The sequence below is a fragment of the Streptomyces sp. NPDC001770 genome, from assembly GCF_053596135.1.
Genome location: NZ_JBSFFN010000050.1, coordinates 1 through 15,375, shown reverse-complemented (window position 1 = coordinate 15,375; position 15,375 = coordinate 1). Strand labels below are relative to the sequence as shown.

The window sequence follows — 15,375 nt, the reverse complement described above, 5'->3', positions numbered from 1 at the left end:
GGCGCGACGGTCAGGCGGGGGCGGTGAGGCCCGCGTCCGCCCCGGCGCCGGCCTCCTCGGCCTCCGTCATCGCCGCGAGCAGGAACTCCGTCTCGACGAGCGCCGGGACGGGCCCGCCGGGGTTGAGGTAGAGCTGGTGACCGTCCGGCAGCCGCTCCAGCAGCCGGTCGACGGAGAGCACCTCGGAGGCCATCCGCCCGGCCGCGCTCAGATGGGGCTGCGCGGTGTACACCGGAACGACCGGTGTACCCTCCGGGGTCGCGGCGGTCACCGGAGTCCCGTCCGGGAGGACCAGCACGGCGACCTCGGCGGTGGCGAGCGCGCGGGCGAGATCCTCGCCCGGCCCGTACCGGGTGGCCGCGAGCTGCATCGCGGTGTCGACCGGGTCGGTCGGCTCCGGCCAGCCCAGCATCACGGGGGACGGGCGGTACTCCGGGTTGTCGCGCCACCCGACGATCTCGCCGTCCGGGTCGGACCGCCACTGCCCCATCACCGCCCAGTGCGGCGGGGTGTCCGTCCCGGGCCACCCCGGGTCGACCAGACCGAGCCAGTGGTCGGGAACCAGCCGGCCCGCCTCCCGGACGTTCTCCGGCGGCTCCGGCATCTCGGTGGCGAAACCGTCCCCCGCCCCGTCCGCCTCGGCCGGCGTTCCTCCGTCCGGGTAACCCCCGGGACGCACCGGCTCGGGGAACGGTTCTCCGGGCGGCCACTCCCCGGAAAGCGGCTGAGGGGCGGCGACCACGCCTGGCAGAGCCATGAAGACCTCGTCCGACGTTTCCGTCTGTACATGTCCGGAAATTTCCGCAGCAGGGTTTTCCATGCTTTTCCTCTTGCCGATGGGCGGTTTTCGGCGGGACAGTAACCCGCCCGAAGGGCGAACCACCTCGGCTAAGTCATCCATATGCGTCACGGGGTCCGGGAAATCAGTCACCTTTCAGTAGCCGGGGGCATGGGCCGGCGGGCGGGTCGTGGCGATGATGTTGTTTCGATGCCGTCCGCGTGGATGTCCACAGGTGGCTCAGGGCTAGGGAGGTCGCTTCGTGACGCGCCAAGTACTCACCGTTGACCAGAGCGGGTCCGGTGGCTTCGCGTCGATCGGCGAGGCGCTGGCACGGGCCCGGGCGGGTGCGGTCATCAGCGTGCGACCGGGCCGCTACGCCGAGAGCCTGGTCATCGGCACCCGGGTCACCCTGGTGGCGGACGGGCCGCGCGGAAGCGTGGAGATCTGCCCGCGCCGGGACAGCGCCCTGACCCTCACGGCCGACGGCGTGAGCCTGACCGACCTCCTGCTGCGCGGCGGCGAGAGCGACGTGCCGGTCGTCTTCGCGGCGCGCGGCCAAGTGGCCATGGACGGCTGCGAGGTGGTGGGCAACGGATGGGCCGCCGTGCTCAGCAGGGCCGGTGGATCCCTCGCCCTGCGGCGCTGCCGGATCACCAACTCCTCGGGCGCGGGCGTCGTCGAGACCTCCTCGGTGGGCAGCGTCGTCGAGGACTGCGTCATCGAGCACCTGGGCACCTCCGCGGTCGTGGTGGGGGAGAACGGGCGGATGACCCTGCGCAACTCCCGGCTGCGCGACGCGCGCGGCAACGGACTGCTGGCCAACGGCGAGGCCCGGGGCATCGTGGAGGAGTGCGAGATCTCCTCCACCGACAAACCGGCCATCGCCCTCGAAGGCGCGAGTTCCTTCCAGGTCTCCCGGATCGAGGTGCACGGGGTCACCGTCGGGGCGTACATGACCAGCAGTTCGCGGACGGTGCTGGAGGACGTCCGGATCGCCGACAGCACGGGCCACGGCATCGTCGTGACCGGCGGCGCCGATCCGGCGCTGCGGCGCTGCTCCACGGAGAGCACCCGCGGCAGCGGACTGCTGGTGATGGGCCGGTCCCGCGGCGCCTTCGAGGACTGCACCTTCACCTCAGCCGTACAGGCCGGGATCAGGGTCACCGAGTCGAGCTCCCCCGTGCTCACCGGGGTCCGGGTCCGGGACAGCCAGTCGGTCGGGGTGCAGCTGACCGAGGAGGCGGCCGCCGAGTTCGACCGGCTCGAAGTGGAGGACGCCAAGGGCGTAGCGGTCTCCATCCGCTCGGGCGCCAACCCGCTCCTGCGGCGGCTCCGCGTCGTCCGCAGCGGCGGCCACGGAGTGGAGGTCGCCGAGGACGGCCGGGGGCGGCTGGAGAACTGCGAGATCGACTCCGCGGGAGCGTCGGCGCTGCGGATCGAGGGCCACGGCAACCCGTTCGTCCGCGACACCACGCTGACCGCCGCCACGCGCGCGGGTGTGTCGGTGGGCGCCCGTGGACAGGGCTCCCTGCGGGACTGCACGGTCACCGGCAGCGGAACCGAGGGAGTCTCGGTGGAGGACGGCGGCGAACTGTCCCTCGCCCGCGTCGCGGTACGCGACTCCGGAGCCCACGGCATGCTCATCGCGGCCGGCGGCCGGGCCTCGCTCAGCGGATGCCGGTTCACCGGCAGCACGGGCGACGGCATCCGGGTCGACACCGAGGAGCAGGTGACCGTCACCGGTTGCACGGTGCAGGACAACCGCGGAGCCGGCCTGCGGCACTCCCGCCCCGGCCCCCGGCTCGCCGTCGAGGGGCTGGTGAGCAGCGGAAACCGGGCCGCCGACAGCTGGCAGGGCGCACCGCCGCCGGAACCGGGCGCCTACGGCGCCCCCGGCGACGGCCGGGCGGCGACCGGCGCCGACGCCCGCCCGGAGCTGCCCGAGGGCCCGCTGGCCGAACTCCAGGCGCTGGTCGGGCTGGACGGCGTCAAGCACCAGGTGACCACCCTGATCAACCTCAACCAGCTGGCCCAGCGGCGTGCCCGGCTCGGCATGCCGGCCCCGCCGATGAGCCGCCACCTGGTGTTCGCCGGCCCCCCGGGGACGGGCAAGACCACGGTCGCGCGGCTGTACGGCAGCATCCTCGCCGACTTCGGTTCGCTGCGGTCGGGACACATCGTGGAGGTGTCCCGCGCGGATCTGGTGGCCCAGTACATCGGCGGTACGGCGATCAAGACCTCCGAGGTCTTCGAACGGGCCCTGGGCGGTGTGCTGTTCCTCGACGAGGCGTACACCCTGGTGTCGGACAGCAAGGGATCCGGGGCGGACTTCGGCCAGGAGGCCATCGACACCCTGGTCAAGCTCATGGAGGACCACCGGGACGACGTGGTCGTCATCGTGGCCGGCTACTCCAAGGAGATGGAGGGCTTCCTCTCCGCCAACCCCGGTCTCGCCTCCCGCTTCACCCGCACCATCGAGTTCGTCAACTACACCGTGGACGAGCTGGTCACCATCGTCGAGACGATGTGCGCCGCCCACCGCTACGAACTCGACCCGCTCACCCGTGAAGCGCTGGCCCTGCACTTCACCCGGATGCCCCGGGACGCCACCTTCGGCAACGGCCGGGCCGCCCGCCGGGTGTTCGAGGAGATGGTCGACCGGCAGGCGTTCCGGCTGTCCACGCAGCCGGAGGTCGGCGAGGACGACCTCACGCTGCTGCTCCCCGAGGACGTCGGCGAGGACGAGGCCGCGAACGTCCGCGGTGTCGAGGAAGCGGCCCCCGCCGACTCCGACGTCCTGGCCCAGCTGAACGACATGATCGGGCTGGCGGCCGTCAAGCACGAGGTCAACGGCCTGGTGAACCTCCTCACCACCACTCGTCAGCGGCACGCGCTCGGCCTGCCGGCCCCCCGCATCAGCCACCACCTGGTCTTCGCGGGCCCGCCCGGAACCGGAAAGACCACGGTGGCCAGGCTCTACGCGGACCTGCTGCGCTCCTTCGGCGTACTGCCCAGGGGACAGCTCGTCGAGGTGTCCCGGGCCGATCTCGTCGGCCGGTACATCGGACACACCGCCCAGCTCACCGCCGAGGCCTTCGAGCGGGCGCGCGGCGGCGTGCTGTTCATCGACGAGGCGTACGCCCTCACGCCGGAGAACTCACCGTCCGACTTCGGCCGGGAGGCCGTGGACACCCTGCTGAAGCTGATGGAGGACCACCGCGACGAGGTGGTGGTCATCGCCGCCGGCTACACCCGTGAGATGCGGCGCTTCCTGGAGTCCAACCCGGGCCTGGCCTCCCGCTTCTCCCGCCACGTCCCCTTCTCCGACTACACCACCGACGAGCTGGTCACCATCGTCCGCCGGAACGCCGAGACCATCGGATACCTCTGCGTTCCGGAAACCCTGGAGGCGCTGCGGGAGTACCTCGACGAACTGCCGCGCGACCGGTCCTTCGGCAACGCCCGCCTCGCCCGCCAGATCGTCGAGTCGATGATGACCCGTCAGGCCAGTCGGCTGCACAGCGTCGCCAACCCCGACCTGGACGCGCTCACCCGGCTCCTCCCCGAGGACCTGCCGTTCACCCGGGCGACGGCCGGTCCCGGCCCCGTGGCGGCTGAGTGATCAGGTTCGGGGGCCGGTCGAGGGGACGGCGTACCGGCGCCTCCCCGGACCCGTCCGCCGACGGCACCCCGCGGAGCCGGCAGCCCGGGGCCGTACGACCGGGAACCCGGCGGCCTGGGGCACCGGTGAGCCCCCGTCCGGTCGTCGACGGCGGAGACGTCTTCCTCTTCCACCAGAACCCGGAGGCGGTCGGCGGCCTGCTGGAGGACGCCCGCGCCCTCCAGAACGGTGCCCCCGCACAGGTGACCCTGCTGGTCGGGGCGGAGCGGGGGGACTCGGAGGACCTCTGGGAGCAGTTCGCGACGGTGTTCACCGGCCGCCGCCGGACGGCAATCCGGCGTGTGCTGCTGGTCATGGAGGGGGCCGCACTCGAGTGGGGCGGCCGGCCCGCCGCCGCGGCCAGGATGCGCGACGCGTGGGCGGTGGAGGTCGTCGCACCCGCGGGCAGGCCCCTGATCGTGCCAGGAGGCCATCTGTTCGCCACCGAGACGTCGGACGGCCGGGGAGAACCGGGAGAGCCGGCCTGCTGGTGGCGGTTCGCGCCGGGGGCCGCACCGATCCCCCTCGGCCTGCGCCACCCGGAGCCGCGCTGGCAGAGCGCGCTGGTCTGGCTCGCGCCCGACATCGCCGAAGGCCACCTCGTGGAGGAGATTCCGGCCGGGCTGCTGATCCGGCGCGCGGGCGCGTCCGCCGCCGACACCCAGGGCATCCGCCACTCCGTGCCGGTCGACTCCAACCGGCTCTCCGTCCTGGTCGGCACGCCCGGTGTGCCGGACGTCTCGGCCGAGGCTCTCGCCACCCTGCTCGCCGCCCTGCCCGCGCCGATCCGGCAGAGCGCGCGGCTCGTCCCCGGCGCCGGCGTCGATCTGCTGCCCACGGCCCGGGCGACCGCCGATCTGCTCGGCGCCCCGATCGAGGTCACCACGGGGCTGCCCGTACTGATGGAGGGACCCGTCCGCGCCGGCCGGGAACAGGTCGTGGTCATGACTCCCGAAGGCGACCCGGCCTGGCAGCCCTATGCGGAGTCGGTGGTCTGCGTCCCGGCCGGCGGCCCCGGCACTCCCGGGCCCCGGCTCGGCCGGTGGAGGAGCCCGGTCGACGGGCTGGAGCGGGAAGCCGAAGAAGGAGTACTGCGGTTCGGGGAGGGATGGCAGCTCGCGGTCACCCGGGCCGGTCTGTGGCTCGGTCCCCCGGGCACGCCCCGCCCCCCGTTCTGGGAGCAGCCCGTCCACCCGGACGTCGTGGCGATCGAACTGTCCGGACAGCACCTCGACGACACGCTGTGGCCCGTACTCGACCGACTGCTCGTCGGTCTGGAGAACGCCAGCAGCCTCCGTGCCGTGATCCATGTGTGCGGTGGGAGCGGCGCCGAGGGGCTGCGTACGCTGCACCGGCTGGCCGTCCGCCACGGCGTCGCCGTCACCACCCGGCCCGCGCCCGCGGGCGAGCCGGCCGGTGCGGAGGCCGTCGTGTCCGGGAGGACGGAGGCCGCGGTGCCGTTGTCCGCCGTGCCTGCCGGACCGGCGGCCGGGTTGCCGCCGCCCGTCGTGCCCGCGGGTACGGAGGCCGTGATGGCCGCGGGTACGGAGGCCGTGGTGCCGTCCGTCCCGTTCGCCGGTGCGGCGGCCGGGCACCCGGGCGATTCCGGGCGAGGGGATCCGGGCGGCGCCGCCCTGTCCGCCGCGGAGATACCGACGGCCACGGCCCCGACGCCGGGGTACGCGCTCGAGAGCGCCGGAGTACCCGCCCTGACACCGGCCGCCGCTCCTCCCGCCCGGGACGGGCACTCCGGCGTCCGTCCCGACGCGCCCGCCCGGGAGAACGGGGGAGCCCCCGAACCCGTCGGAGCCGCGCCGTTCGCTCCGTCGTCGCCGGGGGCGGAGCCGGCCGCACCGCCGGAGGCACCCGCCGCGGCGGTGAGCCCGCCGGAGGCCGCACGGCCCGGGGCCGACCCGGCGCCGGACCCGACCACCGCCGGACCCGCCGGACCCGCCGGGCCGGTTCGGAGCCGGTCCGCTGCCGCGCCCGGAGCCGTACCCCCCGCCGCGGCACCGCCGCGTACGGTCTTCCCCTTCGCGCCGACCCACCGGAGCACCCCGGCCGACCGCGAGGCCCTGCGCCGGCTGGTCGGCCCCCGGTGGGACCAGCACGCGGCGGCCCTGACCCGTGCTCTGTCCCGGTTGCCCGCGCTGCGGGTCCAGGCGCAACAGGAGGACGCCCGGGCGGACCTGATCGCGGTGCGCTCCTATCTCACCGCCCAGGAAGGGCAGTTGGGACACCGGGGCGTCGAGCAGGGGATCGTGACCGGTGACCCCGCTGTCCTCCCCTTCGTCGCGTGTGCCGCGTCCGGACTGCGGCGGCTCCCCTCGCACCGGGGCCCGGCGGCCCGCAGCGCGGGACCGGACCGCCGAGCGGTCGACGGTCTGCTGCCCGGACAGGAACTCCGTCGGGCCGGTCCGATGAGCGCCGTGGTGCTGGACGGCGCGACTCCCTCCGCGGAGACCGGCCTCTACCTCATCTGGTCGGTGGTCGGCAGACGTGTACGCCCGCTGCTGGACCAGCCGGTGGCGCCGGACGCACCGGAGGAGATCGTCTTCGGTCCCGGTACGCGGTTCAGGGTGCTGAGCGTCGACGAGGCGGGGGCGTCCCGGCTGGTCCTGCTGCGGGAGATCGGCCCCGGCATACCCCCCGGCCGGCCGGGACAGGCCCTCGACAGCCAGGACGACGCCATCCTCCTGCGGCTGCGCGAAGCCGCGCGCACCCTCGGAACCGACGACCGCGCGGGAGCGGGCTGGCCCGAACGCTGCGCCGGCCCCCTGTTCCCGTGGAGCGCGGCGGGCGCGCCCGCCTGACCGCGGACCCGTGCCGGAACGGGAGATCCGGCGCTCCGTGCGAGCGGCCGTGACGGTCGGCGCCCCGGCGGCCCGTGACCGCCGTCCGGGGTACACACCGTGTACTTGCGTGCAGAGTCGGCCCCGGGGCGGGGTGGTGCCCTCCGCGCACCCGGCAAGCTGACCGTCCGGAGGCCACCCCCTTACCCACCTGTGGGAAGCGGGCTCGCGGTCCGTACGGATGTCGTGGTGAAGCCGGACTGGTTGATCGTGGCGTCATCGAGTCGGCTGGAAGGGCGGAGTGGTGCTGGAAACCTCTGCGATCGAGCTCACGCGCGAGCGTTTCGTCGTGCCGGAGATGCGAACCGCCGGTCCTGGAACCGCCGGTCCTGAATTCCCCTGGTCCTTCGTCGGCTCCATGGAGCCCGTCGGAGGCAGGTGCCCCGGCATGCCGCCGACGGCGGACCCGGCCCGGGGCGTGCTGTTCGGCCGCGCGGCCGAACGAGCGATGCTCGACGGCGTCCTGGACGCGCTCCTCGGCGGAAGAGCCCGGCCCGTGCTGCTGCGCGGGGCGTGCGGGATGGGCAAGAGCGCGCTGCTGGACGAGACCGCGGCCCGCGCGAAGGCGATGGGCATCCAGGTGCTGCGCGCCGTGGGGGCGCAGTCGGAGGTCCAACTCGCCTTCTCCGGCCTGCACCAGCTGGTGCACAGCCTCCGCGACGTCTGCCCGGGGCTGCCCGGCGCCCAACGGGAGGCCCTGGACCGGGCGCTCGGCATCACCCACGGAGCCCCGCCCGACCGGTTCGCCATCTCCGCGGCGACCCTGGCGCTGCTGTGCGAGGTGGCCGCCGGCGGCCCGGTGCTGCTGATCGTGGACGACGCGCAGTGGATGGACCGGGCGAGCGCCGAGGTCCTGGCGTTCGTCGCGCGCCGTCTCGGCCGGCCGCCGATCGGCCTGCTGGTCGCGGTGCAGGCGGGCCGGGACAGTTTCCTGGACGGCGGCGGCTGCCCGGAGACCCTGCTGGAACCCCTCGACTCCGAGGCCGCGGCCGCGCTGCTGGAGGCCCGGTGCCCAGGCCTGGCCCCGGCGGCGCGACAGCGGCTGCTGTCGGAGGCGGCCGGGAATCCGCTGGCCCTGCTGGAGCTTCCGGCGCTCCTCAGCGAGCGGCAGCTGTCGGGCCGGGCGGAACTGCCGGAGTGGCTTCCCCTGAACGACCGGCTGGAGGCCCTCTTCGCGTCTCGGATCCGCGATCTTCCCGACGACACCAAGGACCTGCTGCTCCTCGCCGCCCTCGAACGAACCGGCAGTGTGCGGACCATCTGGTCCGCGTCCAGGGGCGGCTGGGCCGACGCCGACGCCGCCCTCGTGCCCGGGGAACGCGCGGGCCTGGTCAGGGCCGACACCCACGGTACGCAGCTGGTCTTCCGCCACCCGCTGGTCCGGTCCGCGATCGTCCAGGCGGTCTCGTCCGCCCAGCACCGGGCCGCGCACCGGGCCCTGGCCGAGGCACTCGACGCCGAACCCGAGCGCCAGGTAGGGCACTTGATCCTGGCGTCCCTGGGGCCGAACGAGGACACGGCCCGTGCTCTGGAGGCCGCGGCGCGGAACGCGTCCCGGTACGGCGCCCCGGGCGTCGCCCTGACGGCGCTGCGGCACGCCGCGGAGCTGAGCACCAGCGCCGAGGACCGTTCCCGCAGGCTGGCCCGGGCCGCCCTGATCGCCGGCCGGGCCGGCCGGATGGAGGACGCCGTGGAGATTCTGGAGTCCACGCGCTGGGAGAGCGCCGGCGCGGAGGACGCGGCACGCGCCTCGCTGGCGCACGCCTACCGGGTGATCGAGCACGACGCCGACACGGGGGCCGCGTACCAGGCGCTCACCGGCGCGCTGGACGAACTGACCGACGAGGAGCGGCGGGAGGCGGGGCAGCGCCCGGAGGAGGGTCTGGTCGACGAAATCCTGTACGTCCTCATGCGGACGGCCGCACACAGCGGCAGGGCCGAGTGGTGGGGGCCGCCGGCCGCCCGGCTGGCGGGCGCCTCGGAGTTCACCGGGCTGTACTTCGACGCCGCCGGCGACCCGGCCCGGCGGGGGCACACCGTGCGACGGCGCCTCGACGGTGTTCTGGGCGCCCTCGCCCGCGAGCCCGGCTGCGGACGCTTCCTGCAGCTGTCCCTCGCGGCCGCGCGCCTCGGCATCCCCTCCGAACACCGGAACGTGTGGCGCCGCACCCTCGAACGGGCGCATGACGGCGGGGCCTTCACCAACTGGGCCACCGCGGTGACCCTGAACGGCGTGGAGGCCTTCCACTCCGGCCAGTGGGACACGGTGGAGTCGACGGTCCAGGAGGCGTCGGCCGAGGCCCAGGAGCTCGGCTACCGGATGTGCGCGGGTCAGCTGAAGAGCCTGCTCGCCCTGGTCCACGGAGCCCGCGGCCGGACGGATTCGCTCGAGCCGATCGCCGAGGAGCTGACGAGCTGGGCGGTGTCGCACGGACTCGGAACGACACAGCAGTCGGTGTGGCGGGCACGGGGGCTGGCAGCGCTGGCCCACGGAGAGCCCGACCTCGCGTACACCTGCTTCGTCCGCATCACACCGGCGGGCACCTTCCGGCCGTACGCCCCCGTGGCGGTCGAGACTGTCATGGACCTGGTCGAAGCGGCGGTGCGGTCGGGCCGGACCGGGGAGGCCCGCGCGCACGTCGCCGCGGCCCGTCACGCGCGCCTCGCCGACCTCTCGCCCCGGAGCCTCCTGCTGGTCGCCGGCTCCCAGGCTCTGGCCGCCCCCGCCGAGTCGGCCGTCGCCGCCTTCGAAGAGGCCCTGTCGCTGCCCGAAGCGGACCGGTGCCCCTTCGAACGTGCACGGCTGCAGCTCGCGTACGGACGGGTGCTGCGCTCGACCGGCAGCGCCGACCGGGCCGCGCACCATCTCCGCGCCGCGCGGGAGACGCTGGAGCGCCTCGGCGCACGGCCGTGGGCCGAACAGGCACGCGCCGAACTCCGGTCCACGGGCACGGTGCCGGACACCGCGGAGGAGAACCGACCGGTGGTCCTGACCGCGCAGGAGACGCAGATAGCGAAACTCGCGGCAACCGGCCTGAGCAACAAGCAGATCGCCTCCCAGCTGTTCCTCTCGCACCGCACCGTGAGCACCCACCTGTACAACCTCTTCCCCAAGCTCAAGATCACGTCGAGGGCCGCACTGCGGGACGCCCTGAAGCAGGCGGGACTTGGCTGACCGCCGGGCCGACGCGCACGGCCGGACACGGCCCGGCGACCCACGGCACCAGTCCCCGCCCGCCTCCCGCACCCTGATCCGGGGCGCCCCCTGATCCGGGCCGCCCCCTGATCCCGGGCCGCACCCTGATCCGGGCCGAGCCGGACGAAAGACCCTTGGTGCATACGTCGTGCACCAAAGGGCCCGGTCGGGTCCGCCCACGCATCACGGGGTGGCCCGGTCCCTAGCCTGTCCGGCGTGCTGCCGTACGGCGCCGGACCTCGGGGTCCGCGCGTCGGCGGGCGGCCTCCGCATCCCGCCCCTTGGAGCCCGACATCATGGCTGCCCTCCGAGTCCTTCACGCCACCGGGGCCGCACGGCCCGCCCGGCGGGCGCGCCACCGTCCCGCGAACGGGAGACCGACGCGTCCGGCGGCTCCCGGCGGGCTGCTGCCGACTCCGCCCGACGACCGGGAGAAGTACGCCTACGTGGTCCGCCGCACCTGGCTGCTGACCACCACGTCGTTCGTGGCCTTCGGGTGCGTCCTCTACAGCCAGGTCGACTCCGCCCGGCACGGTCCGTGGATCTGGTGCTTCGCTCCCGTCCTGCTGCTGTCGGTGGTGGGGGTGCTCATCTCGCTGCGCCTGGACCTGTTCAGCCCCGACTTCGACGTGCGGGCCCACCGTGAGCTGGTGCGCGCGTGGGCGCCGCGGGAGTACCCGTCGGTCGACGTGTTCCTGCCGGTCTGCGGCGAACCCCTGGAGGTGCTCCACAACACCTGGACCCACCTCCGGCGGATGGCGGAGGCGTACCCCGGGAAGGTCGTCCCGCTGGTCCTCGACGACTCGGACAGCGAGGAGGTCGCGGCGATGGCCGAGGACTTCGGCTTCCGCTACCTCGTGCGCCCCGATCGCGGCTGGTACAAGAAGGCGGGGAACCTGCGGTACGGATTCGCCCGCTCGGACGGCGAGTTCATCCTGATCCTGGACGCCGACTTCGCCCCCCGCGCCGACCTGCTCGACGAACTGCTGCCGTACATGGACACCGATCCGGACCTCGGGATCGTGCAGTCGCCGCAGTACTTCCGCGTGCTCGACCAGCAGAACTGGATCGAGCGGGGCGCGGGCGCCGTGCAGGAGTTGTTCTACCGCTCCGTGCAGGTGTCCCGGCAGCGCAGTGACGGCTCCATCTGCGTCGGTTCCTGCGCCGTCTACCGGCGCAGCGCGCTCGCCGAGGTCGGCGGCACCAGCCTCATCGAGCACTCCGAGGACATGCACACCGGGTTCGACCTGCGGGCGCGCGGCTGGGATCTGCGCTACGTGCCGCTGGCGCTGGCGACGGGGCTGTGCCCGGACACCATCGGCGCGTTCTACAACCAGCAGTACCGGTGGTGCATGGCGTCCATGAGCATGCTGGGCAGTGTCCAGGACTTCTGGAAGGTACGGATGCGGTTCGCCGGCCGCCTCTGCTACCTGTCCGGGTTCGTCTACTACATCGAGTCCGCGCTGGTGCTCTTCACCGGTCCGCTGATCGTCTCCGTACTGCTGCTGTTCTTCCCGGAGCAGGTGAAGTTCACCGACATGCGGCTGCTGCTGCCCGGGGTGCTCTACCTCGTCGTCGTGTACCCGCTGTGGCACCGCACTCCGTACCGCCTGGAGGCCTGGGCGGCGCGGGTCCTCTACAGCTGGTCGCACGCCTTCGCCATCTGGGACGTGGTGCGCGGCCGGCCCATGGGCTGGCAGCCGACCGGCTCGGGAGGGGCCCGCCGCAACAACACCCGGCGGCTCTGGACCGGTCTGTGGGCGTGGACCGTTCCCGCGACGGCGGTGTGGATCGGTGCCGCGCTGTGGCGGATGGACACGATGGTGCCCGAGGACTTCGCCCTTCCGCTCGCCTCGGGGATCTTCTACGCGGCGGCCGTGCTCCGCGTCCTGATCCTGCCGCGCCCCGAGGAGGCCGGAGACCCCGGAGCTGCCGGGGAGCCCGAGGAGGAGGGCGGGATCGCAGCGGCCGGACGGCACACGGTCCCGCTCGCCGCCGCCGCGGCTCCCGAGGCGGTCCCCGTATGACCGGGGTCGGCCGCAGGGGCGCGCTGCGCTGGGCCGTGGGGGCGGCGGTCGCGGCGACCACGGGCTGCGCGCCGAGCCGTACGGCACCGATCGGCGCCGGCGGGGAGGGGGCCGAGGTACGGACCGCGCCGTACGTGCCGTTCGACGTCACCTGGCTGATCCGGCCCCGGCGCGGTCGCAAGTACCTCGGTGTCTCCTTCTCCGGGAAGCCGGTGACGCCGGGCTACGTCGCCCTGTGGTCGCGGAAGACCGGCAAGGCGCCGACGCTGCTCGCCCAGCGCTTCGCCTGGGACGAGGACTTCCCGCGGGACCGGGTCCTTGACGTGTGGGAGCAGCGGATGCTGCCGTACGTCTCCTGGGAGCCCACCGGGACGACGCTCCGTGAGATCGCCGCCGGCGCGAGGGACGACTACGTCCGCCGGATCGCGGAGGCGGTCCGCGACCTCAATGTGCCGGTCGCCCTCGCGCTCGCCCCGGGGATGAACGACGGGCTCCAGCCCTGGGGGCCGGGCCGGGCGAGCGCCGAGGAGTTCACCGGCGCGTGGCGGCACGTGCACGATCTCTTCCAGGACACGGGGGTGTCGAACGTCGTCTGGGTCTGGAGCCCCACCGCGACCGTGCGGCCCCCGGTGCGGCTGGAGCCGTACTACCCCGGTGACGCGTACGCCGACTGGGTGGGCCCCGTGGGCCGTTGCACCGCCACCGGCCCGCACACCTACGACGCCCTCTTCGGCGCGACCGTCAAGGAGGTGCGCGCCTTCACCCGTGTCCCGGTGCTCGTCGCCGGGACCGCCGCCCAGCAGAGTGCCCGCAAGCCCGCGTACATCGCCGGCCTGGTGCGCGCCGTGCTCACCCGCGACGACGTCGTGGGCTTCGTCTGGCTGGACGGTACGGACGACACCGACCGGACCGGCGGCGCGGACGGGACCGGCGGCGCCGGCCGGTCCGACTGGCGGACCGACAGCAGTCCCGAGGCGCTCGACGCCTTCCGCCGCGGAGTCGCCGACCCGCGGTTCGGCTTCGACGTGAGGCGCCCATGACGACCGCCGGGAACACCGCGCGCACCCAGGAACCCGCCGCGGAGGACCCCGCCGGGCCGGACGGGTGGTACGACGCCGAGTCCACCCTGCAACTGCGGGTGCCGGTCGCGCGCGGCCCGCAGCCCGCCCCCGGGTACACCTTCGACGAGATCACCCGCGCGGACTGGGCGCTGGGCCGGGTGCCCGACTGGGGCTGGTCGTCCGCGCCAGGACCCCGCCGGACCCGGGTGACCCACGCCCTGCTGGCCTGTCTGCTGCTCATCCAGGCGGTCCTGTCCCTGCGCCTTCACAACAGCGCGTTCGAGGACGAGGCGCTGTACGTCTACGCCGGGCACGCCATGATCGGCCACCTCTTCCACGGTGCCCCCGACTACGGCGGGTTCGCCTCCTACTTCTCCGGCTCGCCCGCCCTGTACCCGGTGCTGGCCGCCTGGGTCGACTCCGCCGCCGGGCTGACCGGAGTACGGCTGATGAGCCTGGCCTTCATGCTGGGGTCGACGGGGCTGCTCCACTCCTTCACCCGCAGGCTCTTCAACGAGCGCACCGCACTGCTCGCGGCGGGCATTTTCTCGGTCACCCAGTCCACGCTGTTCCTGGGCAACTTCGCGACCTACGACGCGATGGCGCTCTTCCTGCTCGCGCTGACCGCCTGGATCCTCGTCCGGGTCGCCCCGGGGCACTGGGCGCTGCCGCTCGCCGCCGCGCCGGCGGCCGCCCTCGCGGTGGGGGTGAAGTACGCGTCCGCGCTCTATCTGCCGACCGTGGTGGTGCTGCTGGTGCTCGTCGCCCACCAGCGGTCCGGCGGGCGCGAGGCGCTGCGGCGCGGCGCGGTGTTCACCGCCGGGGTGGGCCTCCTGCTCGGTCTCGGGCTGCTGACCACGGATTACCTCCAGGCGATCCAGAACACCACGACCGAACGCGCGCACGGAACCGCCGCGTTCGGGCAACTGCTGTGGGACTGCGCCCGGTGGGGCGGGCTGCTCTTCGCCCTGGCAGGCCTCGGTACGGTGCTGTACACGCGCCGGGCCGGGCTCGGCGAGGCTCCCGGCCGGGTGCGGACCGGGCCCTCGCGCCGGTGGCGGCTTGCCCTGGGCGCCCTCCTCACCGGGACCGCGCTGCTCGCCCCGGCGTACCAGATCCACCTCCAGACCAGCATCTCGCTGCACAAGCACATCGGCTACGGCCTGCTGTTCGCCGCCCCGATGGCCGGAGTGGGCCTGACCCGTCTGATGGGGGCACACTTCCGGTTCCCGCAGGCGGTGATCGCCGTCGGGGTGCTGGCGCTGACCCTGGGGATGTCGCAGTCCGCACAGAACTACGGCGTCTGGCCCGACAGCACCCGGCTTATCCCGGAGCTGGCGAAGAACGTGCGCCCGGGCCAGAAGTGGCTGGGCCAGCCGCACGAAGCTCCCGTCTACTACCTCAGCCACCAGGGGCTGACGGACTACACCCTGTGGACGTCGATCTTCTACATCGACTACACGGGGCGCGAGGGCAAGCACCTCAGCGGACCGGAGGGCTACCGGGCCGCGATCGACGACGGCTGGTTCGACGGCGTCGTCCTGGACTGGTCCGACCGGCCGGGCGAGATCCAGCAGCTGATCCGCGACGAGATGCGCGCCAGCGGCCGGTACCGGCTCGCCACCGCCCTGATCTACCGCACCTCGGTCGGATCGGGCCACTTCGAGATATGGCTCCCGCCGGCCCCCGCGCACCCGGCCTGACGGCCGGGGCCAGCCCCGGTACGGGCGCCCACCGACCGCGGTGCGCGCGGTCGAGTGGCGGACCGTACGGCGACTGCCAGGCCGGACGTCCGGT

The 15,375-nt window shown here is 73.9% G+C and carries 7 protein-coding genes; 6 read left to right on the top strand and 1 reads right to left on the bottom strand.

Annotated features, from left to right (window positions below):
• Positions 1–10: 10 nt before the first annotated feature.
• Positions 11–757 carry a type VII secretion system-associated protein gene (locus ACWCSV_RS31180; protein ID WP_451147984.1) on the bottom strand — a complete coding sequence of 249 codons (747 nt, stop codon included), beginning with the start codon at positions 755–757 and terminating at the stop codon, positions 11–13.
• A 283-nt stretch (positions 758–1,040) separates the two neighbouring features.
• On the opposite strand from ACWCSV_RS31180, the gene ACWCSV_RS31175 reads away from it, so the two are divergent.
• The 6 genes from ACWCSV_RS31175 to ACWCSV_RS31150 all read left to right on the top strand — a co-directional run bounded on the left by ACWCSV_RS31175 (position 1,041) and on the right by ACWCSV_RS31150 (position 15,281).
• On the top strand, positions 1,041–4,403 hold the full coding sequence (locus tag ACWCSV_RS31175) for a right-handed parallel beta-helix repeat-containing protein (RefSeq protein WP_451147982.1): 3,363 nt from the start codon (positions 1,041–1,043) through the stop codon (positions 4,401–4,403).
• 125 nt (positions 4,404–4,528) lie between these two features.
• Complete coding sequence (locus ACWCSV_RS31170) at positions 4,529–7,255, top strand: hypothetical protein (protein ID WP_451147980.1); 2,727 nt, start codon at positions 4,529–4,531, stop codon at positions 7,253–7,255.
• Between the two features lie 427 nt (positions 7,256–7,682).
• Positions 7,683–10,469: an ATP-binding protein gene (locus ACWCSV_RS31165; RefSeq protein ID WP_451147978.1), complete on the top strand. Its 2,787-nt coding sequence runs from the start codon at positions 7,683–7,685 to the stop codon at positions 10,467–10,469.
• 317 nt (positions 10,470–10,786) lie between these two features.
• Entirely contained in the window at positions 10,787–12,517 is a 1,731-nt protein-coding gene (locus ACWCSV_RS31160) for a glycosyltransferase family 2 protein (protein ID WP_451147976.1), read from the top strand.
• Complete coding sequence (locus ACWCSV_RS31155; RefSeq protein ID WP_451147974.1) at positions 12,514–13,557, top strand: glycoside hydrolase family 26 protein; 1,044 nt, start codon at positions 12,514–12,516, stop codon at positions 13,555–13,557. Before ACWCSV_RS31160 ends, ACWCSV_RS31155 begins: the two co-directional genes overlap by 4 nt.
• A complete protein-coding gene (locus tag ACWCSV_RS31150; protein ID WP_451147972.1) occupies positions 13,554–15,281 on the top strand; it encodes an ArnT family glycosyltransferase in 1,728 nt (575 codons plus the stop codon). The genes ACWCSV_RS31155 and ACWCSV_RS31150 overlap by 4 nt, the downstream gene beginning before the upstream one ends.
• The last annotated feature ends 94 nt before the right edge of the window (positions 15,282–15,375 follow it).